24 protein-coding genes are annotated in these 23,026 nt (G+C 56.2%); 12 read left to right on the top strand and 12 right to left on the bottom strand.

Annotation, left to right across the window (positions count from 1 at the left end; translation table 11 throughout):
- Positions 1-67: 67 nt before the first annotated feature.
- Positions 68-1,069, bottom strand: coding sequence for a molybdopterin-binding protein (locus ACR0KC_RS01600; protein WP_170393235.1), 1,002 nt, complete (start codon positions 1,067-1,069; stop codon positions 68-70).
- Positions 1,066-2,034: an XdhC family protein gene (locus ACR0KC_RS01595; RefSeq protein ID WP_480771402.1), complete on the bottom strand. Its 969-nt coding sequence runs from the start codon at positions 2,032-2,034 to the stop codon at positions 1,066-1,068. Before ACR0KC_RS01595 ends, ACR0KC_RS01600 begins: the two co-directional genes overlap by 4 nt.
- Positions 2,035-2,240: 206 nt before the next feature.
- Here ACR0KC_RS01595 and ACR0KC_RS01590 point away from each other — a divergent pair, with 206 nt between their 5' ends.
- Complete coding sequence (locus ACR0KC_RS01590; RefSeq protein ID WP_170510628.1) at positions 2,241-2,741, top strand: hypothetical protein; 501 nt, start codon at positions 2,241-2,243, stop codon at positions 2,739-2,741.
- 3 nt (positions 2,742-2,744) lie between these two features.
- Here the strand turns inward: ACR0KC_RS01590 and ACR0KC_RS01585 are convergent, their stop codons facing one another.
- Both ACR0KC_RS01585 and ACR0KC_RS01580 read right to left on the bottom strand, forming a co-directional pair.
- The gene (locus tag ACR0KC_RS01585) at positions 2,745-4,001 is read right to left on the bottom strand and encodes a vWA domain-containing protein (RefSeq protein WP_480791080.1); all 1,257 of its coding nucleotides are present in this window, start codon (positions 3,999-4,001) and stop codon (positions 2,745-2,747) included.
- 34 nt (positions 4,002-4,035) lie between these two features.
- Positions 4,036-4,944, bottom strand: a complete 909-nt coding sequence (locus tag ACR0KC_RS01580; RefSeq protein WP_170421335.1) for an AAA family ATPase — start codon at positions 4,942-4,944, stop codon at positions 4,036-4,038.
- 146 nt (positions 4,945-5,090) lie between these two features.
- Between ACR0KC_RS01580 and pyrC the strand changes: the two genes are divergently transcribed.
- A complete protein-coding gene (gene pyrC, locus ACR0KC_RS01575) occupies positions 5,091-6,128 on the top strand; it encodes a dihydroorotase (protein WP_480704682.1) in 1,038 nt (345 codons plus the stop codon).
- On the opposite strand, the gene ACR0KC_RS01570 is transcribed toward pyrC, so the two are convergent.
- Both ACR0KC_RS01570 and ACR0KC_RS01565 read right to left on the bottom strand, forming a co-directional pair.
- Positions 6,125-7,420, bottom strand: a complete 1,296-nt coding sequence (locus tag ACR0KC_RS01570) for an MmgE/PrpD family protein (RefSeq protein WP_480704680.1) — start codon at positions 7,418-7,420, stop codon at positions 6,125-6,127. The genes pyrC and ACR0KC_RS01570 overlap by 4 nt on opposite strands.
- A 38-nt stretch (positions 7,421-7,458) precedes the next feature.
- Complete coding sequence (locus ACR0KC_RS01565; protein ID WP_170393242.1) at positions 7,459-7,902, bottom strand: type II toxin-antitoxin system RatA family toxin; 444 nt, start codon at positions 7,900-7,902, stop codon at positions 7,459-7,461.
- Between the two features lie 72 nt (positions 7,903-7,974).
- Between ACR0KC_RS01565 and hpt the strand changes: the two genes are divergently transcribed.
- Entirely contained in the window at positions 7,975-8,523 is a 549-nt protein-coding gene (hpt, locus tag ACR0KC_RS01560) for a hypoxanthine phosphoribosyltransferase (RefSeq protein WP_010439696.1), read from the top strand.
- Positions 8,523-8,696, top strand: coding sequence for a hypothetical protein (locus ACR0KC_RS01555; RefSeq protein WP_170421327.1), 174 nt, complete (start codon positions 8,523-8,525; stop codon positions 8,694-8,696). The genes hpt and ACR0KC_RS01555 overlap by 1 nt, the downstream gene beginning before the upstream one ends.
- Here the strand turns inward: ACR0KC_RS01555 and ACR0KC_RS01550 are convergent.
- Positions 8,686-9,831, bottom strand: coding sequence for an amidohydrolase (locus ACR0KC_RS01550; RefSeq protein WP_480771400.1), 1,146 nt, complete (start codon positions 9,829-9,831; stop codon positions 8,686-8,688). The genes ACR0KC_RS01555 and ACR0KC_RS01550 overlap by 11 nt on opposite strands.
- Positions 9,828-10,778 carry a lipoyl synthase gene (gene lipA, locus ACR0KC_RS01545; protein WP_480569492.1) on the bottom strand — a complete coding sequence of 317 codons (951 nt, stop codon included), beginning with the start codon at positions 10,776-10,778 and terminating at the stop codon, positions 9,828-9,830. Before lipA ends, ACR0KC_RS01550 begins: the two co-directional genes overlap by 4 nt.
- A 262-nt stretch (positions 10,779-11,040) precedes the next feature.
- On the opposite strand from lipA, the gene ACR0KC_RS01540 reads away from it, so the two are divergent.
- Positions 11,041-11,589 (top strand): redoxin family protein, encoded by a 549-nt coding sequence (locus ACR0KC_RS01540; RefSeq protein ID WP_480771399.1) that lies wholly within the window; start codon positions 11,041-11,043, stop codon positions 11,587-11,589.
- A 51-nt stretch (positions 11,590-11,640) separates the two neighbouring features.
- Here ACR0KC_RS01540 and ACR0KC_RS01535 read toward each other — a convergent pair whose 3' ends face one another.
- Both ACR0KC_RS01535 and ACR0KC_RS01530 read right to left on the bottom strand, forming a co-directional pair.
- A complete protein-coding gene (locus ACR0KC_RS01535) occupies positions 11,641-12,564 on the bottom strand; it encodes a hydrogen peroxide-inducible genes activator (protein ID WP_480584899.1) in 924 nt (307 codons plus the stop codon).
- Positions 12,565-12,624: 60 nt separating this feature from the next.
- Positions 12,625-13,722, bottom strand: a complete 1,098-nt coding sequence (locus ACR0KC_RS01530; RefSeq protein WP_480704672.1) for a DUF6456 domain-containing protein — start codon at positions 13,720-13,722, stop codon at positions 12,625-12,627.
- A gap of 241 nt (positions 13,723-13,963) precedes the next feature.
- Here ACR0KC_RS01530 and ACR0KC_RS01525 point away from each other — a divergent pair, with 241 nt between their 5' ends.
- Complete coding sequence (locus ACR0KC_RS01525; protein WP_480771398.1) at positions 13,964-14,263, top strand: DUF6477 family protein; 300 nt, start codon at positions 13,964-13,966, stop codon at positions 14,261-14,263.
- Here the strand turns inward: ACR0KC_RS01525 and ACR0KC_RS01520 are convergent, their stop codons facing one another.
- Together ACR0KC_RS01520 and ACR0KC_RS01515 are read right to left on the bottom strand one after the other, a co-directional pair.
- Complete coding sequence (locus tag ACR0KC_RS01520; protein WP_170393250.1) at positions 14,264-15,808, bottom strand: trimethylamine methyltransferase family protein; 1,545 nt, start codon at positions 15,806-15,808, stop codon at positions 14,264-14,266. It abuts the gene before it with no gap.
- Between the two features lie 134 nt (positions 15,809-15,942).
- Entirely contained in the window at positions 15,943-16,383 is a 441-nt protein-coding gene (locus tag ACR0KC_RS01515) for a GNAT family N-acetyltransferase (protein WP_170510246.1), read from the bottom strand.
- A gap of 70 nt (positions 16,384-16,453) precedes the next feature.
- Between ACR0KC_RS01515 and guaA the strand changes: the two genes are divergently transcribed.
- The 6 genes from guaA to ACR0KC_RS01485 all read left to right on the top strand — a co-directional run bounded on the left by guaA (position 16,454) and on the right by ACR0KC_RS01485 (position 23,016).
- Positions 16,454-18,013: a glutamine-hydrolyzing GMP synthase gene (gene guaA, locus ACR0KC_RS01510; RefSeq protein WP_480771397.1), complete on the top strand. Its 1,560-nt coding sequence runs from the start codon at positions 16,454-16,456 to the stop codon at positions 18,011-18,013.
- A gap of 57 nt (positions 18,014-18,070) precedes the next feature.
- The gene (locus tag ACR0KC_RS01505; protein WP_170393253.1) at positions 18,071-18,661 is read left to right on the top strand and encodes an acyltransferase; all 591 of its coding nucleotides are present in this window, start codon (positions 18,071-18,073) and stop codon (positions 18,659-18,661) included.
- A gap of 187 nt (positions 18,662-18,848) precedes the next feature.
- Positions 18,849-19,736 carry a DMT family transporter gene (locus ACR0KC_RS01500; protein WP_170421307.1) on the top strand — a complete coding sequence of 296 codons (888 nt, stop codon included), beginning with the start codon at positions 18,849-18,851 and terminating at the stop codon, positions 19,734-19,736.
- Between the two features lie 137 nt (positions 19,737-19,873).
- The gene (locus ACR0KC_RS01495; RefSeq protein WP_170393255.1) at positions 19,874-21,100 is read left to right on the top strand and encodes an OmpP1/FadL family transporter; all 1,227 of its coding nucleotides are present in this window, start codon (positions 19,874-19,876) and stop codon (positions 21,098-21,100) included.
- A gap of 97 nt (positions 21,101-21,197) precedes the next feature.
- Entirely contained in the window at positions 21,198-22,094 is an 897-nt protein-coding gene (locus ACR0KC_RS01490; protein ID WP_480771396.1) for a DMT family transporter, read from the top strand.
- A 49-nt stretch (positions 22,095-22,143) separates the two neighbouring features.
- Positions 22,144-23,016 carry an ATPase gene (locus tag ACR0KC_RS01485; protein WP_480771395.1) on the top strand — a complete coding sequence of 291 codons (873 nt, stop codon included), beginning with the start codon at positions 22,144-22,146 and terminating at the stop codon, positions 23,014-23,016.
- Positions 23,017-23,026 lie beyond the last annotated feature (10 nt).

Raw genomic sequence — 23,026 nt, 5'->3', positions numbered from 1 at the left:
CCGCAGTTTCGCTGATCAGCCTTCTAACAATGATGCGTCCACCAAACAGGGCAAAATTGCCGTTGCGTCATTTACTCTTGGCAGCGCGGGGCTGTGGCCGAGTCGGGATTTCTTTTAGCAGCCCACCGACACCCATCCCTGCGATGTCCGCGCCCGTCGTTTCGATTCCGCAAGCAACGCGGGACAAGACCCAATCCGCCCCGTTCAATGCTGGTGAGCGCGCGCATCCGGGCAAACCGATAATGGGGCGCCCGCCGGAAGATCCCAAAAACAACAGGTTCCCCGGATCGACCGGCATTCCAAACCGGTCGACGATACCCCCCGCTGCCCGCACAGAAGCAGGCGCCACATCATCTTTATCCGACGTGGCCGATCCGGTCAGGATCATGACGATCTCACCCCGAATGGCCGAAATCGATGCTGTTAAGTCGCCCATCCGATGCGGCACCACCTGAACATCTGACAGATTCATACCCAAAGCCTCAACCCGGCTACGAATAGCAGCGATACCTTTTTCATTAGATGGCCCGCCAGCAATGTCGGTAACGATGAGACCCGCATTTTCGTATTTGGGCACCGATAACCGAATAGCGTCCTGCGCATGACGGGCCGCACTCTCAACGTCGCATCGAGGTACGGCATAAGAAATCACCTTGATCGTCGCGACCATGCCGCCAGCCGCCATCTGCTGATATTGCGGCACCGTCGCAACAGTGATCATCGGATTGACCTGATTGAACTTTTGCAAGGCATCGGTATCCAGCACCGCGACGCCTGGTCCATTTGCTAAAAGGTTGACCCGGCCTGTAAAGGCTTCGGTGACACGCAGATTTGCCTGTGTGGGACTTGGTGCAAGCGCTTCTGCCAGCAGCGCTGCGGCTTCGTCCTCATGGCAATCACCTTGCTCCAGTCTCGCGACTGTGACCTCGGTCAGACCGGCTTGGTGCAACTCGGCTATGTGCTCGGACGAAAGCGTTATACCTTTCCTAAGCTTGCGGTTTCCCGCTTTGACGGAATGGGCTAACATCGCGCCGTAGGCGTCGGAAACGGGTACCGGACCAAACTTCACGCTCTGCCTCGCAGGACCGCCGTCATCTGCGCCAGGATCGCAACGGCTATCTCAGACGGTCCAGCCGCCCCGATATCAAGCCCAACAGGTCCGTGAATCAGTGAAATCTGGTCATCGTTGAACCCGGCCTGCTTCATCCGCTCCACGCGTTTGGCATGTGTGCGCTTAGATCCGAGTGCGCCGATGTAGAACACATCGGCCGCCAAACCGGCCTGAAGCGCGGGGTCATCAAGTTTGGGGTCGTGGGTCAGCAACACAAGCGCCGTGCGCGAGTCGAGACCCAGCTTTGACACAGCCTCATCCGGCCAATCCGTCAGGATGGTTTCTCCGGGAAAACGTGCGTCCGATGCGAAGGCCTCGCGCGGATCTATAATCGCCGGGTCATAGCCCGCGATCCGGGCCATCGGCACCAGAGCTTGGGCGATGTGCACCGCTCCCACCACTATCAACCGTAGCGGTGGGTTGTGGACAGCGACAAAGGTTTGCCCATCCTCTTCGAACCCGGACCTGTCCATACGCAAGCGTTCGGAATAGGCATTACGGCGCAACGCGCGCTGGCCCGTCTCGACATTGACTTCATAGGCCAAGGGCTCGCGCCGCGCCCGTGCCGCGACCAGTTCGGCCAGCATTGGTTCGGGCAGGACCTTGCCGACCGGTTCAACCAAAACCCTGATCGTACCGCCGCAGGCCAGACCGACGGCAAACGCATCCTCGTCGCTTACACCGAACTCTAGCAGCCTTGCCTCGCCTTCCTCTATGGCTTCCAGCGCTTCGACGATCACGGCACCTTCGACGCAACCACCAGAAACCGAGCCTTCGATCCGACCATCGCCCGCAATGACCAACTGCGCGCCTACACGGCGCGGCGCGCTGCCCCAGGTCTCAACCACAGTGGACAAAGCCGCGCCCTTCCCGGCGCGATACCATTTTAGTGCGGTTTCCGGGCTGCTATCGAATCGTTCCATTTAGACCTCCGGCCTTGCTTGGGTTCAACATAGTCAGCTTTGGAGCAATGAAAAGCGCTCAGCGGGTCGATCTTGTGGCGCTAACAAGCCGATTTTGAACTCACATTCACAAATTGTTGAATGTTGGAAGGCGTCATTCTAGCCTGCATGCGATTCCGGGGCCTATTCGGGATCGTCCCAACATATTTCATAGCGGAGACAAACAGTTGAAACGCATTCTTACACTCGGAGCAGCGATCGGCCTGTTGACTGCCAGCACCGGCTGGGCTGACACATTTCTGAAATACGGTGAGGTCGAAGGCTGGAAGGTTTTCATCGATCAGGACAAGAAATCCTGCCTTATCGAAGCGGTTGATGACGCTGAAAATGTCGTGCAGATGGGCCTGACCGAAGATCGCGGCGTTGGCTATGTTGGTGTCTTCACCAAGGCCAAAACCAACATCAAGAAAGGCGAGAAAGAGGCTGTTGCCATCCTTATCGGCGACAATATTTATGTCGGAGAAGCCACCGGTATGAAGGGGAACATCACCAAGGGCTATTCGGGTGGGTATGTTCTGTCAGACGACCCTCAGTTCGCAGATGATCTTGCCAAGAAGAAGGTGATGGTCGTTTTCCCGGAGAAAGAGTTCGCCTTCACCGTTGACCTGACTGGCACTTACAAAGCCATGGAAATGGCACGGAAGTGCAATGAAGAGCAGCTTTCGTAACAGCTAGTCTGAAAGCGCGGACATCAGCCGCGCTTTCTGCCCCTGATCATCTGGTTGCGAAATCACGGCGGCCAGATCTTCCAGCGACGCAATCGAATGCCCGGCGCGGAAGCTGTCGACATGTGGAAGCATTGTCGCCACACCCTGAGCTTTCGGTGCGAACCCGTCCCAGCGCAGCAATGGGTTCAGCCAAATCAGACGCCGCGACGACAGGTGCAGGCGCTCGATTTCCTTTTCCAGCATCTCGGGATCACCCCGCTCTAACCCGTCGGTGATCAACAACACGACCGCCCCCTGCCCCATGACGCGCCGGGACCAGTCGCGATTGAACTGATGCAGGCATTCTCCGATCCGGGTTCCGCCTTCCCAGTCCTGTGCCTCGGCCCCAGCAGCGGCCAGCGCTGCATCGACATCACGTTGATGCAGATGGCGGGTGATGTTGGTCAGGCGTGTGCCAAACGTGAATGCGTGCACTTTGGCCCAACCTGCGCCTTTGGCATTCGAAACCGCGTGTAGAAAGTGCAGAATGATCCGACTGTATTGGCTCATCGACCCGGATATATCGCACAACGCAACCAAATTCGGCCACCGAGGTTTGGGTTGCAAGTGCGCGATATCGCGTAGTTCACCACCCTGCCGCATCGCTGACCTAAGTGTCCGAGCGCGATCAATGCGGTGACCGAGGTGACTGGCCTGACCTCGGCGAGACTCGATGCGTTTGACCGGTAAGTTCAGGCGCGACAGCATGCGTTTGGCCTGGGCGATCTCGGATGTACTCATCTGTTCGAAATCAAGGTTGCGCAAGCGTTCTTCGGATGACGCGGTTTGGGTCGCGTTGATCTCGATCTCGCTTTCCTCTTGTTGCTCGGTTGATTCTGGCAAGTCGCGTTCGACGCCATCCAACAACGCCTCAGCCGCGCGCTTTTCAGCCGCATCCGCTTTGCGCTCCTCCTGAACACCGCGAATGGCGGGCAGCATCATGGACATCATATGTTCTAGATACCGCGGATCGCGCCAATAGAGGCGGAAGACTTGCGCAAAAACCGTTCGATGTTCCGGCCGGTTCACGAAACAGGCATGCAGCGTCCAGTAGAAATCTCGTTTCTCGGTGAACCCCGCAGCCTGCACGGCGCGGATCGCGTCAACCACGCGCCCAGTTCCTATCGGCAGTCCGGCCTTGCGCAAAGCGCGCGCAAAATGGGTGATGTTCTGGGCCAGTTTGGGGTTGTCCGGTATATCGAGTGGGAGTTGTTCGGCCATCAAACCCCCAAAGTATTTTCGAGCATATGAAGCATCAGGCTGGTTCGAGATCGGCTTTCGCCTGATCCAGAATGCGTTTGGCCTCGGACCCCTGCAACTTTTGGATGTCGTCCTGGTATTTCAGGATGGCACCCAACGTATCGCCGATTACTTCGGGACTTAGGTTGATAACGTCCAGCGCCAGCAGACATTTAGCCCAATCGATGGTCTCGGCCACCCCCGGTTTCTTGAACAAATCTTCAGTGCGCAAGCGCTGAACAAAGGCGACCACCTCACGGCTCAGCGCTTCTGCCGCTTCGGGAGCCCGTGCGTGCAGGATTTCGATTTCGCGCGCAAAGTCAGGGTAATCAACCCAATGATATAGGCAGCGGCGTTTCAGTGCGTCGTGTACTTCGCGCGTGCGGTTCGAGGTGACGATCACGATCGGCGGTTCAGGCGCTTTGACAGTACCTAACTCAGGGATCGTTACCTGAAAGTCACTGAGCGCCTCCAGCAAGAAAGCCTCAAAGGGTTCGTCGGTCCGGTCCAATTCGTCAATTAGCAATACAGGTGCCCCATTAGCATCCGGACGCATGGCCTGCAGCAAGGGGCGTTCGATCAGATAATCATCCGAGAACAGCTCGGTCTGCAACGCGCCTCGGTCCGCCCCACCCGACGCTTCTGCGGTTCGGATCGCCACCATCTGGGCGGGGAAATTCCACTCATACACAGCGGAAGAGGCATCAAGGCCTTCGTAGCACTGCAACCTGATCAGGCGCCGCCCCAATCCTGCGGCCAGCGCCTTGGCGATCTCAGTCTTGCCGACGCCCGCCTCGCCTTCCAGAAATAGAGGTCGACCAAGTTTCAGCGAAAGAAACACAACCGTCGCCAAAGCCCGGCCACAGACATAACCCTCAGAGCCCAAAAGCTCTTGCACGGCATCGATGGAGTTTGGCTGTGTCATGAGTTCCCCTTTTTCCTGCGCCCCAACAGGTCATGACCACAACCAGAGGTCAAGACCACCATCCGTCAGTGACTTACGGCGATCTGTCTCATCGGCAAGGGCAAGAGGGTCTTTCACCACCCAAGCGGCTGTGTTAGCCGGGGGCCATGACCCAATCCCTGACGATCCGCCGCCCCGATGACTGGCATTTGCATCTGCGCGATGGCGCGATGCTGCAAGCCGTCTTGCCTGAAACCGCGCGCCATTTTGCCCGTGCCATCATCATGCCGAATCTGGTTCCGCCCGTTGTCAAAGGTGACGACGCAGCAGCTTATCGGGACCGCATCCTTGCTGCTCTGCCTGAGGACATGACGTTTGAGCCGCTGATGACGCTCTACCTGACAGAAGACACAGACCCGGCGGATGTGGCCGCCGCACATGCAAGCGGATTGGTCAAGGCGGTAAAGCTTTACCCGGCTGGGGCAACAACCAACTCGTCTTCTGGCGTTCGCGATTTCGACAAGGTGCGCCCGGTGCTGGAGAAGATGGCCGAGATCGGTCTGCCGCTGTGTGTGCACGGCGAAGTCACGGATGCCGAGATCGATATCTTCGATCGTGAGGCGGTGTTCATCGACCGCGTTCTTGATCCGATTCGCAAAGCAACACCCGGACTGCGCGTGGTGATGGAGCACATCACGACGTCAAACGGCGTGGATTACGTCAAGGCGAACGAGAAAGATCTGGGTGCGACGATTACAACGCATCACCTGATCATCAACCGCAACCACATTCTGGTGGGTGGCATCAAGCCGCATTACTACTGCTTACCGGTCGCCAAACGCGAAGAGCATCGGCTGGCGCTGCTGACCGCCGCGACATCAGGCGATACGCGTTTCTTCTTGGGCACAGACAGCGCGCCGCACACGGATGCAAACAAGGAAATGGCCTGTGGCTGCGCTGGCTGTTTCACTGCAACCAATACGATGTCACTGCTGGCCGAAATGTTCGAACGAGCGGATGCGTTGGACAAGCTGGAGGCGTTCACGTCACTCAACGGCCCAGCCTTCTATCGCCTGCCAGTGAACGAAGAGACCATCACGCTGACCAAAGGCGATGAGGTCGTCTATCCGGCCAAAATCGAAAGCGGCGAAGGCCCCGTCACAATATTCGATCCGGGTTTTCCGCTGCATTGGCGGGTCACTTAATCGGTTAACCTGTCAGCCAAATCCGCTGCGCGCCCGCCGGTGCGCAGCATCGACCAGATGGCGTCCGCCTCATCCCCCCCGATCAGCTTCGCCGCTTTCTCCCTGACGCGATCTTCGCGATCCGATAGAGACATCGGTGCCAGCAGATCATGGCTGGCCTCGCGGCGCGCGCCGTCCCGGCGTAACAGGGACAGATGGGCTTGTGTCTCGGATAGACTCTCATCCGCCTCGACCGTGATCCGGTCCCTTAAGGATTGCAGTCTTGGATCAGCACAAATCTTGTCGGAAAAGCTCCCTGGCAGAGCTGTATCGTAGCCCATTGCCTGCATTGCGATCACGGTACGATAGGAAAACTTCGCTCCTAACCCACTGGTCGGCTGCAGTTGATTGCACACGCTCATCCAGCGGGGGTGGGTTTTGATCTTGATCTCGGCCACCTCAGGCTCGGCGATGTCGAGATCGCGCGCAGCCTCAAGCGCCGCGTGTAGGCCATGGCAGCAAGCGTGGAATTTGTGTCTGATGCTTTCGAACAGCCACTCGTCACCCAAACCATCAAGCGCAGCAGCTAAATCGTCAGCCCCCAAATGTGTCGCCCCAAACCCAAACGGGCCTTCCAATGCGTCAGCACCGGGTTGAAAGCCGTTGCGGATCAACTGGGCGGCCTCAACACCGTTCGAGGCTGCAAGCCCAGCGTTATAGGGTTTACCCATTGTCCCAAACTGTGATTTCTGCCCTGAGGCCCGGGTCGCGGTTAGCCCCAACAGGTCACGCATCTGCTTTACGTCAAATGCCATAATCCGACCCGCAGCCACCGCAGCCCCAAACGCACCAGCCGTGGCTGTTTGGTGAAAACCAGCCTGATAATGACCACGACCAAGCCACAAACCGATGCGGATCGATAACTCCATTCCCACTAGCGCTGCCTCAAGCAGATCGACCAGAGGTCGGTCTTCCCACGCCGCAAGAGCAAGGGCTGCAGGAAAAACAGCAACCGATGGATGACCGATATGAGCGAAATGCGTGTCGTCATAATCAAGCGCATGAGAAATGGTACCATTCACCAGCGCCGCTGCGCGTAGCGGCGCATCACCGCCTCCGAACAAACGCGCCTGCGCGGCACCGCTCTCGGAAAGAACCATCTGACGTATGATGCGGGAAACCGGCTCATCTGCGCCTGCCCGCCCCACAGCAAGCCAGTCCAACGCGGATAGAGATGTCACGATACGAGCCTGCGCCGTGGTCGACACAGAACCAGCAGCAAACTCGGCAAGGGCAGTTGTCAAATCGGTCATGTGGCGCAGTCTAGCGCGCGCCGCTCGGGCGTAAAGCCTCAGCCGTACAGGACGGCAGCACGTTGTTCGAATGCTCGGACGATACGGTGCATGGCTTCGTTGAAAACCACGCCAATGATTCCTTGCAGAACCGCGTTCTTGAATTCGAAATCAACGTGGAACGAGACGTTGCAGCCGTCTTCCGTATCTTCAAACTCCCAATCCGAGCGCATGTATTTGAACGGTCCGTCCAGATACTCGGTATCGATCCGTTTCAGCTCATCAAACAGCGTGACCCGACTGCCAAAGCGTTCGCGGAACACCTTGAATGAAATAACCAGATCCGCTTCCATCACCTTGCCATCGCCCGCGGCATAGGTCCGACGGATACGGGCCGCAGCGCACCAAGGCAAAAATTCAGGGTATTTCGCCACATCCGCGACCAGATCATACATCTGCTGAGCGGTGTAAGGCAGCGGGCGGGTCTCGGAATGGGTTGGCATGATATCCGGGATTAACTGGTGACAATGGGGCGTGATTTCGTATGTTGCGCGCCAAAGATCAAGGGGGCAGCGATGAGCCAGCGCGCATATGTGATAGATGAGATGATCTCGGCCAAGGCAATTGCTGCCCGGATCGAAGAGCTTTGCCGCGAAATAACGGCTGAATTCGGCGGCACCGACAAGCTGGTCGTTGTCGGCCTGCTGCGCGGCAGCTTCGTCTTTATCGCTGATCTGGTGCGCGAGCTGGACCTGCCCATCGAGGTCGATTTTCTGGAGGCATCGTCCTACGGTGACTCGATGGAAAGCAGTCGAGAAGTTCGTATTCTTAAGGACTTACGCGGCGCTATTGAAGGGCGTGATGTTTTGGTGGTCGAGGATATCGTGGATACCGGCCATACCCTGAACCACGTCTCCAAGCTGCTCCGTACCCGCAAGCCACACCGGTTGAAATCCATCGCCCTTCTGGACAAACCCAGCCGGCGCGAAGTCGATTTCCGCTCGGACTGGATCGGGTTTGAAATCCCTGATGAATTTGTCGTGGGTTATGGCATCGACTATGCGCAGCGCAATCGCAACCTGCCGTTTATCGGCAAGGTTCGATTTGTCGAAGATCAGGACTGATGAGTCTGCGCCATTTTGTTCGCATGTCGAAATGGGGGCGAAACCCGCCCTCGGAACGGCGCGTGAAACTGGTGTTTGGCGCGATCCTTATCTGCCTGATGATTGCCGGAATTGAATATATGGGTTGGTGGCCCGAATGGGCAGAAAGCCAGCCCAGAAAACTCAGGCCTTGAGCGTTTGTTCGATAGCAGCCAAAAAAATATCTGTCCCGATCGGGATCAAAGCATCCGGGAAATCATAGTCGGGGTTGTGTAGCTGCGGATGATCCCGCCCCGCGCCTAGCCAGAACATGGCGCTTTTTGCGCCTTTTCCGAACTGCCCGAAATCTTCCGAAAACCTTTGTGGGGTCGCAACCAGCTTGCAAGGAATGTCGCGGCTTTGGCAGGCCTCTGACAGGATCTGCACGGCTTCACCCGAATTTGTGCAAGCCTCAAACACATCGTCATAGGTGATTTCAACACCTAATCCCTGTGCCTGAGCACGTGTAGTCACCAGCTGTTCTGCGTCGCGGATCAGGCTTGCCATCCGGCTGTCCGAGACCGTGCGCAGGGTCACCCACAGTTCGGCCTGACCGGGTGCGATACCAAAAGTGGCCTCACCCAGCCTAGCATGGGTTACCGTTGTCAGTGCATATTCTGCATCCAGCGCCCCACCCCGCCCCAGAATGGCCAAAGCAGGCATAAGCTCTGCCAACGCACCGGCTGGCGACACTCCATCCTGAGGAGCCGCCGCGTGAGAGGTTTTGCCCGTCAAAACAATTCGCATCCCACGCGAGGCGCAATTCGCCGGACCCGAGCAAAGCTCAACCCCGCCCAATTCCAAACCCGGCAAATTGTGCAAAGAAAACACATAGTCCGGAGCGATATCCGCAAACTTGGGATCAGCACGATAGGCAATCGCACCTTGACCGGTTTCTTCGGCGGGTTGAAAAATCAGAACCACCCGCCCCTTGGTCGGACGCTTATCCCCCAATACAAAGGCAACACCAAGCACCATCGCCATATGGCCATCATGCCCGCAAAGATGCCCCTTTCCGGGATGTTGCGACGCGTATCGGGCACTTGAGATTTCCTGGATCGGCAAACCGTCCAATTCACACCGGATTCCGATGGTTGGTCCGGGCTGTCCGCTATCATAAACCGCCGCGACACCGTGGCCACCGATACCTGTCAGAACCGCATCGGGATCACACGCCTGAAGCAAGTTCGAGATACTCGTCGCGGTTCCACGTTCCTCGCCCGATATCTCAGGCACTTGATGCAGTTCATGGCGCTTTTCGGTAAGCCAGGATTGAAGTTCGGGTTTCACCTCTGGTTCAACTTCTTTTGTCGAGCTTCGCGCAAACGGGCGAAATCATCGCCCGCATGGTAAGACGACCGGGTCAAAGGAGTTGCCGAGACCATAAGGAAACCTTTGCCGAACGCAGCTTTTTCATAGGCCGCAAACTCTTCGGGTGTAACAAAGCGGTCAATGCCATGATGCTTGGGTGTTGGCTGCAGATACTGGCCGATAGTCAGAAAATCGATATCCGCCGCGCGCATGTCATCCATGACCTGACGAACTTGCTGCTCGTCCTCGCCCAGTCCGACCATTATGCCGGATTTGGTGAAAATGGACGGGTCCATCTCTTTGACCCGCTGCAGCAAGCGCAATGAGTGGAAATATCGCGCACCGGGACGCACCTGAGGATAAAGGCCCGGCACCGTTTCAAGATTGTGATTGAACACATCTGGCTTGGCCTCGACAACAATCTCAAGCACCGAGGGATCGCATTTCAGGAAATCCGGCGTCAGAATCTCGATCGTAGTCTTGGGCGAGCGGTGTCGCACCGCACGGATGGTCTGTGCAAAGTGATCTGCGCCTCCATCGAGCAGGTCATCCCGGTCCACGGATGTGATGACCACATGGTTCAAGCCCAGCTTCTGCACCGCATGCGCCACGCGACCCGGTTCAAATGCATCCAGAGTATCCGGCTTACCGGTCGCAATGTTGCAGAAGGTACAACCGCGCGTGCAAATCTCGCCCATGATCATCATGGTCGCGTGCCCCTGGCTCCAGCACTCACCTACATTCGGGCATCCGGCTTCTTCGCAGACGGTGACCAGATTATTGTCACGCATGATCTTGTGCGTCTCGGCATAGCCCTTGCCACCCGGCGCTTTGACCCGAATCCAGTTCGGTTTGCGCGGAGCCGCATTGTCAGGTCGATGTGCCTTTTCGGGGTGTCTTTGCTCGGGTACTTTCAGATCACGCACGGCTGGCTTTCCTGGCTTTGGGTCAATTTTCTTTGTTCATAACATAGACCGACTCATTTGGTTACACCAGCGGCGCATAGCCGCTATGCCGCACGTCTACGCGCGTGCAGCGAAAGCGATCATGCACATCATTTTACGCATTACTTATAATGCTTTATCGCCATCAAAGATATTATGCTTTTGCAGCATATATATCATTGAAGCCGAGTTAGAATCATTTTAACTCTCGCGGCAAACATAAGTGAATCACAGGAGTTTGATGATGAAAACCGGTGCAAAACTGCCTGACGTAACCTTCCACACCCGTGTCCGCGATGAGGCCGTCGAAGGCCCCAACCCGTTCCGTTGGGAAGACAAGACAACCGAGGATTATTTTGCAGGCAAGCGTGTTATCCTGTTCTCGCTGCCCGGCGCATTCACCCCGACATGCTCGACCTATCAATTGCCTGGTTTCGAAAAAGGCCACGGCGATTTTGCGGCCAAGGGCATCGATGCAATCTACTGCATGTCCGTCAACGACAGCTTTGTCATGAACAAATGGGCCGCCGATCAGGGTCTGGAAAACGTCAAGGTCATTCCTGATGGGTCCGGTGAGTTCACGCGTAAAATGGGCATGCTGGTCGACAAGGACAATCTGGGCTTTGGCATGCGCTCGTGGCGTTACGCAGCCATCGTCAACGATGGCGTTGTGGAGGCATGGTTCGAAGAACCCGGCCTGATGGATAACTGCCCCGAAGACCCTTACGGCGTGTCGTCCCCGGAAAACCTAATGAAGCATCTGGACGAAGCCCGCGAACCGGCGCTGGCATAATCCTGTCATGCCCTACTTTGAAAGGCCCGCCATTTCGGCGGGCCTTTTTCGTTAGGTTCGAGTTTTAGCTACCACGTCTTCACCGACCTGCCGGATTACTTGCGCCAATCGATCGAACCACTCCTCCGCTCCGGTCGAGCTGCGACGCACCAGGCCAATGGTCCTCGCCGGTTGCGGCGCACCAAATCGCAACAATCGCAAACCGGGGACTGCATCCGTCTCGGCCTGCGCCGCAAGTTCAGGCATCAACGTCAGGCCAAACCCTTCGGCGACCAAACGCGACAACGTGGCAAGTGAGGACGCACCCATATTAATTTGGCCGCTGGTACGATCCTGACCGCAAACTTCTAGCGCCTGATCTGTCAGGCAGTGCCCGTCTTCCAACAGCATCAATTGCGCTGTCTTCAAGTCCACAGGCCGCAACTCTTCCGGGCTGATGGTCAATCGATTCATGCGAGTCTGACTTCCTGCCAGCAAGAACCGATCTTCGAACAGTGGCTGTTCGTGGAAAGTTCCATTTCCCAAGGGCAGCGCCAGTACGGCGGCATCTATTTCGCCCAAGCCCAACATGGATAGCAGTCGCTCGGTCCGGGCCTCGCGAATCTGAACCCGTAACGAGACATCCGCAGCCCGCAACCCGGCTAACACCCCCGGCAGCAAATAAGGTGCAACCGTAGGAATAATCCCGATCGACAGGGACCTATGGCCACCCGAATGGTCGCGTGCAAACCGGTCCAACCGTTCGGCCGCGTTCAGGACATGTTGGGCATAGTCCAAAACGTCTCGACCAAGTGGTGTCAACAGGATGTCGCGGGCCTGCCGTTCGAACAACGGCCCACCGATCGAGTCTTCCAGTGACTTGATTTGAACCGAAAGCGCAGGCTGCGAAACATGGCAGACCTGCGCGGCACGGCCAAAGTTACGCTGTTCGGCGACGGCCTGGAAATATTGCAGCTGGCGGAAGGTGAAATTCATAACCCCTGACTATCATTTGGGGTCATTTCCGCAAGGCCGGTATATGGCTGCATGAAACGTTCAGCCGATCATCCGATCCCGCTCGGTCTGGTCCTCGTAGTGGCGCTTCAGCCTTTGCAACGCGATCCGCAGCACGATCTTGCCTGATCGCGCAGACCAGCCCATCCGCTTTTCAGCCAGCTCAAGCCCTTCTAGATAACAACAACAGCGCAGCGCGACGTCGCTCAAACCCGGCCCAAGGTCAGACAGCGCGCGGGCCACACGATCCCTGGCACCAGAGGGTCCTCGCCCCACATGGCTGTCCGAGGCAAAGTCACCGCGTCCACCGCCTGTCAGAAAGCGATCCCAATTCTGTGTGACCTGAGGTCCGATCTGCGCCAGTTCGAAATCCTCACGCAAGCGCTCGCCCGCGCTCACCAGAGTTTCATCCAGAAACGGCTTGCCATCCCGGTCGCGGCGGCGCGCCAAAGCGATCAGCGGGCTTTCCACAGTGCTGTAACGGACGCGAGGCTGTGATGGCGCCCTTGCACCCGCAGTTGCGGGTTTGAATGCGGCCTGCGCTTCCGCCATGCCAAATTCATTCTGCGTACGCGCCCGGTTTTCGGCCTCGGCAATCAAATGACTTAGTGCAGCCCTGCCCGAGGTTGAAATCCGGTAGCGTGAGATCCGACCCGGACTATCGCATGAAATCCAATCATTCAGCGCCAGAGCCTGCGCGATCCGGCAATCTACAACTGCTGTTTTGGTAGTTCCTCCTTTGCCGTTGTCCCGAACCACAACAGCCTTGTCCATATCCTCGGCCACGGCAAGCACGGCACCGGATTCACACATGCGCCTCAGTACACGCAGCGACTCGCGCTCGAATTCGTCGTCTTGGGCTTCGGGCCGTCCTGCCTCAGACGTCACGATTGCAAATGAAGAACCTGTGCGCTCCATTGGCGCAAAGTGTGACTGGGCCAGAGAATGCAGAGCTGCATCCACCAAAGGATCGTCCCTGCGCATCTCAACCCTGCGGATCTGACGCAGAATGGTCGAGGCATGGCACCCTGCGGACCGCGCAATATCCCGAATAGATCGCCCTGACTCCGTATGGTCCAGATATCGTTGCGCCCCTTCGGGAACCCATGCCGGAACAGTGAATGCCACGTTGTTTTCCATATTTCTTCGCCCTCGTCGACAAAACAAACTGACAGTTTTAGCCGTCGGATTCTTAGTTAACCAAATCTAACTAGAGTTGCTTTCGTTACTCGTTCGTTAATCACAGACGGCACAGAGCAGAATTGATTCAAAAAGATAAACAGTGGTGAAACCATAGTTCGGGGTGATCCCGCACAAGGCAACACCCGCTTAGGTTGTGTCACATTTCAGACAGCGAAATTGAAAAAGAAGGAAAGCTGCCGTGCAGGACCTGATGACCATGATCACCACACTCCGCCGCCCGCGATTACTGGCCCGTGCCGCCAAGATCGGGGTGCAGGACTATAATCGCGACCGCCACCTGCAACGGCTTCTTGGATATGGATCAACACCGGGCACTGGTGCAGCGTTGATCCGTTTGCTGGAATTGGAGCGTGAGATTAACGCGCAACGCATCGAAGTAGACGCGGCCTATTCACTGGTGCGCCATCTTGATCTGCTGATTGCATTAAATGGCGAAGCGCAACTGTATCAGGCCAGTCGCGCCACGCAGCATCAGTAATCAGGTGAACGCGTCCGGCATCGATGCTTTCTTTTCGGCAACATATGCGTCGAGCGCAGCCTTTACATCAGGGTCAAGCTGCGGCTGCTGGTAGTTCGCCAACAGATGCTCAACCCGTGCCGAAGCCAGCGTCCGTGTATCGCGGGCGCCTTCTTCTTCCCAGGTCTCAAACGGCTTATAATCCAAGAGATCGGTTTTCCAGAACGCTTCCTTGAAGTTGGCTTGCGTATGGGCACAACCCAAATAGTGACCTCCGGGACCGACTTCGCGGATGGCGTCCATCGCCTGTGCATTCTCATCATAGGCCACACCTTTGGCCAATCCGTGCAAAACGCCGAGCTGATCGGCATCCATGACGAATTTCTCGAAATCCGCCACCAAGCCGCCTTCGAGCCAACCGCAGGAATGCAGCATGAAATTCACACCCGACATCAGGCCCATGTTCAACGAGTTCGCGGTCTCATACGCAGCTTGCGCATCCGGCAATTTTGAACCACAGAACGAACCCGCAGAGCGATATGGCAGACCCAGTCGGCGCGCCAACTGACCCGCGCCATAAGTGACGTGCGAAGCCTCTGGGGTGCCAAAGGTCGGCGCTCCTGAATTCATGTCGATCGACGATACGAACGCCCCAAAGATCGCAGGAGCACCCGGACGGATGATCTGGCTATATGCTACACCTGCCATGACCTCGGCCAGAACCTGCGTCAGCGTGCCCGCGACCGAAACCGGTGCCATAGCACCACCCACGATGAACGGCGAAATAATGCAGGCCTGATTGTTTGCGGCATAAACTTCCAGAGAACCCATCATCACGTCGTCAAAGGTCATCGGCGAGTTGATGTTGGTCAACGATGTCATCACGGTGTTGTTCTGCACGAACTCTTTGCCGAACAGGATCTCGCACATCTCGATCGAATCCTGCGCCCGGCTGGGATCAGTGACCGAACCCATGAACGGTTTGTCGGACAGAGTCATATGCGCCATCAGCATGTCCAAATGGCGCTTGTTTACCGGAATATCTGTCGGTTCGCAGACCGTACCGCCCGAATGGTGCAGCCACTTGGACATGTAGGCCAGCTTCACGAACTTGTTGAAATCGTCCATTGTCGCGTAACGACGTCCGCCTTGCGCATCGCGTACGAACGGAGGACCATAGACCGGAGCCAGAACCATATTGCGGCCGCCGATGACTACCGATTTCTCAGGATTGCGGGCGTGCTGGGTAAATTCGCTAGGGGCGGTCTTGATCAGCTCACGTGCCAGGCCGCGCGGCAGGCGGACCCGCTCACCATCGACATCTGCACCCGCGTCTTTCCAGCGCTCAAGCGCTGCCGGATTGTCTACGAAATTGACGCCAATCTCAGCCAATACGGTTTCCGCATTGGTTTCGATAATCTCCAGCGCCTCTTCGTTGAGGACCTCGAAATTGGGGATATTGCGTTCGATATATTTCGCGGTTTCGATCTTGACCGCCGTACGCTCGGCACGACGGGCGGCACCGCCGCCACCCCGTGCCCTGCGCCGGGTGTTTGCCTCTGCCATTGAGTAAATCCCGTGATTGGTTGGTTTGGTAGATGTGTTACATGAACGGCAAACTTCGCCACAGGTAGTTTACGGCGCTCTAGAGGTAAAAGCGACATGAACCGCGGGCCGCTGCGACATATGTCTGTCGGTTACTACTTTGCCTTTTTCTGCATAACGACAGTGTTTCCTGACACCTCGACCTCAACCCACCCCAGATGAGTGTACATTTCGCGGGTTGCACGCATCAGCCGATGTGTCCGCAAGCGCAGGACTGAAAGCCCGGCCTCAACGGCCTTAGCTTCAGCAACTGCAAGCAGTTGCCGCGCAATACCCTTGCCCTGAGCCTCTGGCGAAACGGCGAGATTGAATATCATCATAGCCTCGGCCTGTTGATCAAATATGATGACACCAAAAAGTGTACCGTCCACTTCAGCAATGACGACCTGATGCTCTGCGATCTCTTCCTCGATACCAGACGTAACATCCGGCAGATCGGCAATGTCTCTCATCGCATCGGCATAAGCGCTTGCGATACAAACTTGTATCGACTTGGCGTCGCTTCGTTCGGCAGTTCTGAGTTTTATGGTGGTCATGTATCAGCCTCCTCGCTGAATTGACGTCATTACGCTTGCACAAGCAAGGCTTGCGACCTAATAGCCAATCATGACCCAAGACAGCCATGACCGCCTTTTGATCATCGACTTCGGCAGCCAGGTGACGCAGCTTATTGCCCGCCGCTTGCGCGAACTGAACGTCTATTGCGAAATCCACCCCTACCAGAACGTCACGATGGATTTCGTGCGAGAGATGGCGCCCAAGGCCGTCATTTTTTCGGGCGGCCCTGACAGTGTTACGCGCGAGGGTTCACCCCGCGCCCCGCAAGAGATTTTTGACTACGGCGTGCCGATCCTGGGCATCTGCTATGGTCAGCAGGTGATGATGCATCAACTGGGCGGCAAGGTTGAAAGCGGGCACGGCACCGCAGAATTTGGCCGCGCATTTGTTACTCAGAATAATCGGCTTGATATCCTCGATGGCTGGTTCGCCGAAGGTGACGAGCAGGTCTGGATGAGCCACGGCGATCATGTAAGCGAAATCGCTCCGGGTTTTGAGGTGTTCGGCACTTCACCCAACGCGCCGTATGCCATCACGGCCGAAGCCTCGCGTCATTTCTATGCGGTGCAATTTCACCCCGAGGTTCATCACACACCCAAGGGTGCAAAGCTCTATGAGAATTTTGTCAAACTGGCAGGGTTCAAGGGCGATTGGACCATGGGGGCTTATCGGGACGAGATGATCCGCAAGATCCGCGAACAGGTCGGGGACAAAAAAGTCATTTGTGGCTTGTCTGGCGGTGTCGACAGCTCGGTTGCGGCGATCCTGATACATGAGGCGATTGGCGATCAGCTGACCTGCGTGTTTGTCGACCATGGGCTACTACGCAAGAACGAAGCTGCCGAAGTCGTCGGCATGTTCCGCGACAATTACAACATCCAGTTGATCCACGCGGACGAAAGTGAACTGTTCCTGGGTGAACTTGATGGTCAATCCGATCCTGAGACCAAGCGCAAGATTATCGGCAAGCTGTTCATCGACGTGTTCCAGAAACACGCCGACACAATCGACGGCGCCGAGTTCTTGGCACAGGGCACCCTGTATCCAGATGTGATTGAATCCGTGTCGTTTTCAGGCGGTCCATCTGTGACCATCAAATCGCACCACAATGTGGGTGGCCTGCCTGAAAAGATGGGTTTGAAGCTGGTCGAGCCTCTGCGTGAACTCTTCAAGGACGAGGTTCGCGCGTTGGGCCGCGAGTTGGGCCTGCCCGGCAGCTTCATCGGTCGCCATCCCTTCCCCGGCCCCGGCCTTGCCATCCGCTGCCCGGGTGAGATCACCCGCGAAAAGCTTGAGATCCTGCGCGAAGCCGATGCCATCTATATCGACCAGATTCGCAAACATGGTCTGTATGATGAGATTTGGCAGGCCTTTGTCGCCATTCTTCCGGTGCGCACGGTCGGTGTAATGGGGGATGGACGAACATACGATTATGCCTGCGCCCTCCGCGCGGTCACATCCGTCGATGGCATGACAGCGGACTACTATCCGTTCAGCCACGAATTCCTCGGTGAAACCGCCACGCGTATCATCAACGAAGTCAAGGGCATCAACCGATGCACTTACGACATCACCTCGAAACCTCCCGGGACGATTGAATGGGAATGATTATTCCCCCTCGGCAGTGCTGAAATGCACCGCATTTGACGGGAGAAGGACAATTCGATGAGCAACTACTCGGTACATGAAACGGCAATCGTCGATGAAGGCGCGCAGATCGGAGATGGCTGCCGAATCTGGCATTGGGTGCACATCTGCGGAGGCGCCAAGCTGGGCCGAAATGTTTCACTCGGGCAGAATGTCTTCGTTGGGAACAAGGTCATCATTGGCGACGATTGCAAAATTCAGAACAACGTTTCGATCTATGACAACATTACGCTAGAAGACGGCGTATTCTGTGGGCCGAGCATGGTGTTCACGAATGTGTACAACCCGCGTTCATTGATCGAACGAAAGGCCGAATACCGCAATACTCTGGTAAAGAAAGGGGCCACGCTGGGCGCCAATTGCACGATCGTTTGCGGTGCTACAATCGGGGAATACGCTTTTATCGGCGCAGGTGCCGTTGTTAATGCTGACGTGAAGCCATACGCACTGATGGTGGGCGTCGCTGCCAAACAGATTGGCTGGATGAGCGAGTATGGCGAGCAGTTGGATTTACCTCTCACTGGTCGTGGTGAGGTTACCTGCCCTCATACCGGTGCTCGATACGTGTTGAACGGCGATTCGGTCAGCAAAGCTCTGCCAACCACCTGAGTATCAGCGCCAGCGCGCTTACCGGTTAAGAACCCCCTTTATTTGCGGGTTCGAGTCAGAATACTGGCATCATCTAAGCCGCTCACCCAAAGCGATCATAGACGGCCAGACGTACATTTAGCCTTGCTTCATCGGGTAAAACGCAATCTATTCAGCCCGTTGCACCACGGCACATGTAAGAGATCTCATGAACAGCAATAAAATGCAGATCGGTAAGGCGGCGCTGTGGATGACAGGGGCGATCGCCTCATTCACATCGATGGCCATTGCCGGCCGCGAGCTGAGCGTGACGCACGACACCTTTGAGATCATGTTCTATCGCAGCCTAGTGGGTATCTGCGTGGTGGCAATCGTCCTCTCGGCTTCACGCAAATGGCATCAGGTAACCACCAAACGTCTTGGTTTGCATGGTATTCGGAACGTGTTGCATTTCACCGGGCAGAACCTGTGGTTCTATGCAGTAACGGTGATCCCGTTGGCGCAGGTCTTCGCGCTCGAATTCACTCAACCCATCTGGGTGATCTTGCTATCCCCACTGCTGCTGCACGAGAGGTTGACCGCTTTGCGTCTGACCGCAGCCCTGATCGGATTTGCCGGGATTCTCATTGTGGCCCGTCCAGGGGCCGCCACACTTAGTCCCGGCGTTATTGCTGCGGCCGCATCTGCGATTTTCTTCGCGTTAACAGCAATATCGACCAAGTCCTTAACGCGCACAGCCAGCATCGGATGCATCATGTTCTGGCTTACTTTGATGCAGGCCGGTTTGGGTCTGGTTGCATCAGGTCTGGATGGGCAAATAACACTTCCAACCTTAACGACTGCGCCGCTTCTTTTGCTTGTCGGCTTGGCAGGCCTATTGGCCCACTACTGTATTACCAATGCCCTGGCCATCGCGCCTGCGACCGTGGTCGTGCCGTTTGATTTTGCACGCCTTCCGACCATCGCGATCCTCGGGATGGTCATTTATCACGAGCCGCTGGATCACTGGACGCTTCTGGGGGCCGTGGTGATCTTTGCCGGGATTTTCCTGAACGTTTGGTCCGAGAACCGTAACAATTCAGCAACACCCGCATAGAGCTATTTTGCTGAATAACGCTCCGTCACCGGTTGACCCAATTTTAAAGTTTAAGACAGTAAAAAGCGGTAACGAGGCCGAATACGCCCAATGAGGATGCGTATAACAGGCAATTTGGACAGTGTAGGGAGGAATATATGAAACGAGTGTTGTTGCACACATGCGCGTTGTGCATTGGGGCAACCGCGGCGCAGGCCGGCGGCCTAGACCGAAGTGGGCAAGGTGTTAACATCCTGTTCGAAGAGGGATCTGTCGTGCAGTTTCGGCTTGGGTATACAAAGCCGGACGTAAGCGGATCGATGGAGGATCAAATCCCGACCAGCCCGACGTTTGGGGAAACGATTGACTCGGGCAATGTCTCGAACAGCTTTTTCACACCGCATCTGGCATACAAGACTTCTTTGACCGAAAAGCTCGACTTCGCGCTGGTTTATGACGAGCCGTTTGGCGCGGATATCGACTATTCTTCGGATTATCCCTTGTCGCAGAATGTCTTGGCTCTGGCAGGTCTTCCCGGAGCAACAACTGACGTGCTTCGCGCAAAAGCAGATACCGATGCGATCACGGCTTTGCTTCGCTACAAATTGGATGGTGGCTTCAGTGTTATCGGTGGTCTCCGCGCCCAGCGTCTGAAAGCAAGTGTTTCAGTTCCGATCGCTGGTGCAAGCACAACACCATTCGCGTCCGGGGGATACCGCGTTGAAACCGATGCCGAGATCGATTTCGGTTACGTTGTTGGTGTTGCTTGGGAACGGCCAGATATCGCCGCACGGGTCGCTCTGACCTATAACTCGAAAATCACACATGATCTGTCGCAGACCGAAGCGAACGATGCCATCACTGGAATTGTTCCACCCGGCATACCCGTCGTGGGTCGCGTCAGCGCTGATTCATCGACCGAGGTTGTGACGCCTCAATCGGTCAATCTCGATTTCCAGACAGGTGTCGCGCCAAAAACGCTGTTGTTTGGTTCGATCCGTTGGGTTGACTGGCCGCAAACCGTGTACGCACCGCCGGTCTATACTGGTCTGACAGGTATTAACCTGGTCGACTACGAAGAAGCGACATGGACCTACTCACTGGGTCTCGGCTATCAGTTCAGCGAAGAATTCTCTGGCGCGGTAACGCTGGGTTACGAGAGCTCTCAGGGGAACTCGGTCTCGAACCTAGGCCCGACGGATGGGTTCTGGAGTATCGGTCTGGGCGGCACATACTCTCTTGAAAAGGCCAAGATTTCCGGTGGTGTACGCTATACGGATATTGGGGATGCCACTGCCAACGGTACTGGCCCCGATAACCGTGCCACGTTCACTGGCAACAGCGCATGGAGCGTTGGTATTCAGGTGACTTACGCGCTGAACTAAAGCAGATGCAAATGTGCATTTTAAGCCCCGCCATCTCGGTGGGGCTTTTTCGCATGTTCCGGGTCGATATGCTGATTGAGAGATGCCAGAACAAGCCATGACTTCTCAGAAAACACTCACAGCTCGCACTTGGACCGAATTGATACTGCTTGGTGTCATTTGGGGAATGTCATTCCTTGCGATCCGAATCGCACTTGATACGATTCCCGTCATAACATCAGTTTTCCACAGGGTTTTTTGGGCAGCGCTGGCGTTGTGGATCGTCATCATCTTTCAACGCCAATCGGTCCCGAGCGATCCCAAGGTCTGGGGTATTTTTCTGATCATGGGGCTGTTGAACAATGTCCTGCCATTCTCGCTTATGGCCTGGGGGCAGCTCTATGTCGAAACTGGGCTGACATCGATTCTGAACGCTGCCACCGCGATCTTCGGCGTCCTTCTGGCGGCCTTGTTTTTTCGCGACGAGAGGCTGACCAAAACCCGCCTCCTTGGCGTAGGGCTTGGGTTTCTGGGCGTTTCAATCACAATTGGCCTCAGACAGTTTAGCAACCTAAACCCAAGCAACCTGGGTCAGGTTGCGATCCTGGCTGGGACGCTTTCTTATGCGTTTGCAGCCATCTGGGCGCGTAGCCACATGAGCGCCCTTCCCCCTAAGATCGCCGCGGCAGGTATGTTGACCGGATCTGCGATCCTGATGACGCCTGTTATGTTGTTGGTCGATGGAGTTCCAACCTTCACCCTGCCCCTGCAAACCTGGCTGGCAATCGCCTATTACGCCCTGCTGGCAACAGCCGGAGCCTATCTGCTGTACTATCGGGTGCTACAACAAGCAGGCAGCGGCAATGTTCTGCTCGTAACGCTCATAATTCCGCCAATCGCAATACTAATGGGTGCTTTGGTACGCGATGAAGCTTTGCCACCACGTGCTTTTATCGGTTTTACGGTACTGGCGATCGGCTTGCTCATCCTCAGCCGATCTCGCCGACGCGATTGACGCCGCCAGCGGCCCGTTTTAGCTAGGGCAAAACAAGGGACGGCGGATTATGATCTACAACTCGGCAACGGACTGGCGTCAGGCTGCGCGAAAGAAGGTGTTGTTCTTCGGTATGTCCGGGTTGGGAAAATCCTATGTCTCAAACACGCTGCGAGATGCCGGGGACTGGTTCCACTATTCAATCGATTACCGCATCGGCACCCGCTATATGGGCGAACATATCGCGGACAATGCCAAGGCTGAGGCGATGAAAGTACCCTTTCTCCGCGAGCTTTTGCTGTCGGACTCGATCTATATCGGATCGAACATCACGTTTCAAAACCTGACCCCGGTGTCGACTTATCTGGGCAAGCCGGGCAATCCCGATCTGGGCGGCCTTGAAATCTCGGAATATCAGCTGCGGCAAGACCAGTTTCGACAGGCCGAAATCCATGCCCTGTTGGATACCAAGTATTTCATCGACCGGGCCAATCGTCTTTATAGCTATCCACACTTTATCTGCGATACCGGCGGGTCAATCTGCGAATGGGTAGAGCCTGAAAATCCAAATGACCACATTCTGACCGAATTGTCGCGCCAGACCCTGATGATCTGGATCAAGGGCGATGAAGCCCACACTGAAGAACTGATCAAACGCTTCGACAAGGCACCAAAGCCTATGTCCTATAAGGCCGAGTTCCTGCAGAGGGTTTGGGACGAATACCTCGCCCTCAACAAGTGTTCCGGCACCGAGGTTGATCCGGATGCATTCATCCGCTGGACCTATGCGCAAGCGCTGGCGCACCGGCAGCCACGCTATGAAGCGATGGCCCGAAATTGGGGCGTTACAATAGCAGCCGATGACATCGCCAAAGTGCGGGATAGTGGCGATTTCGATGAGTTGATCGAACGCACCCTTGAGACCCGCCCCAACCCCGCCTAAGTTCCAGACT

The sequence above is a fragment of the Ruegeria sp. CF3 genome, from assembly GCF_056537365.1.
This window is presented reverse-complemented; position numbering and strand designations above follow the sequence as displayed.

Bases quoted from the DNA above. Each gene is read 5' to 3' on its own strand.
- ACR0KC_RS01595 (WP_480771402.1), bottom strand. From the start codon at position 2,034: ATGGAACGATTCGATAGCAGCCCGGAAACCGCACTAAAATGGTATCGC.
- ACR0KC_RS01585 (WP_480791080.1), bottom strand. From the start codon at position 4,001: ATGGCCGAACAACTCCCACTCGATATACCGGACAACCCCAAACTGGCC.
- ACR0KC_RS01580 (WP_170421335.1), bottom strand. From the start codon at position 4,944: ATGACACAGCCAAACTCCATCGATGCCGTGCAAGAGCTTTTGGGCTCT.
- pyrC (WP_480704682.1), top strand. From the start codon at position 5,091: ATGACCCAATCCCTGACGATCCGCCGCCCCGATGACTGGCATTTGCAT.
- ACR0KC_RS01570 (WP_480704680.1), bottom strand. From the start codon at position 7,420: ATGACCGATTTGACAACTGCCCTTGCCGAGTTTGCTGCTGGTTCTGTG.
- ACR0KC_RS01565 (WP_170393242.1), bottom strand. From the start codon at position 7,902: ATGCCAACCCATTCCGAGACCCGCCCGCTGCCTTACACCGCTCAGCAG.
- hpt (WP_010439696.1), top strand. From the start codon at position 7,975: ATGAGCCAGCGCGCATATGTGATAGATGAGATGATCTCGGCCAAGGCA.
- ACR0KC_RS01555 (WP_170421327.1), top strand. From the start codon at position 8,523: ATGAGTCTGCGCCATTTTGTTCGCATGTCGAAATGGGGGCGAAACCCG.
- ACR0KC_RS01540 (WP_480771399.1), top strand. From the start codon at position 11,041: ATGAAAACCGGTGCAAAACTGCCTGACGTAACCTTCCACACCCGTGTC.
- ACR0KC_RS01535 (WP_480584899.1), bottom strand. From the start codon at position 12,564: ATGAATTTCACCTTCCGCCAGCTGCAATATTTCCAGGCCGTCGCCGAA.
- ACR0KC_RS01530 (WP_480704672.1), bottom strand. From the start codon at position 13,722: ATGGAAAACAACGTGGCATTCACTGTTCCGGCATGGGTTCCCGAAGGG.
- ACR0KC_RS01520 (WP_170393250.1), bottom strand. From the start codon at position 15,808: ATGGCAGAGGCAAACACCCGGCGCAGGGCACGGGGTGGCGGCGGTGCC.
- ACR0KC_RS01515 (WP_170510246.1), bottom strand. From the start codon at position 16,383: ATGACCACCATAAAACTCAGAACTGCCGAACGAAGCGACGCCAAGTCG.
- guaA (WP_480771397.1), top strand. From the start codon at position 16,454: ATGACCCAAGACAGCCATGACCGCCTTTTGATCATCGACTTCGGCAGC.
- ACR0KC_RS01505 (WP_170393253.1), top strand. From the start codon at position 18,071: ATGAGCAACTACTCGGTACATGAAACGGCAATCGTCGATGAAGGCGCG.
- ACR0KC_RS01500 (WP_170421307.1), top strand. From the start codon at position 18,849: ATGAACAGCAATAAAATGCAGATCGGTAAGGCGGCGCTGTGGATGACA.
- ACR0KC_RS01495 (WP_170393255.1), top strand. From the start codon at position 19,874: ATGAAACGAGTGTTGTTGCACACATGCGCGTTGTGCATTGGGGCAACC.
- ACR0KC_RS01490 (WP_480771396.1), top strand. From the start codon at position 21,198: ATGACTTCTCAGAAAACACTCACAGCTCGCACTTGGACCGAATTGATA.
- ACR0KC_RS01485 (WP_480771395.1), top strand. From the start codon at position 22,144: ATGATCTACAACTCGGCAACGGACTGGCGTCAGGCTGCGCGAAAGAAG.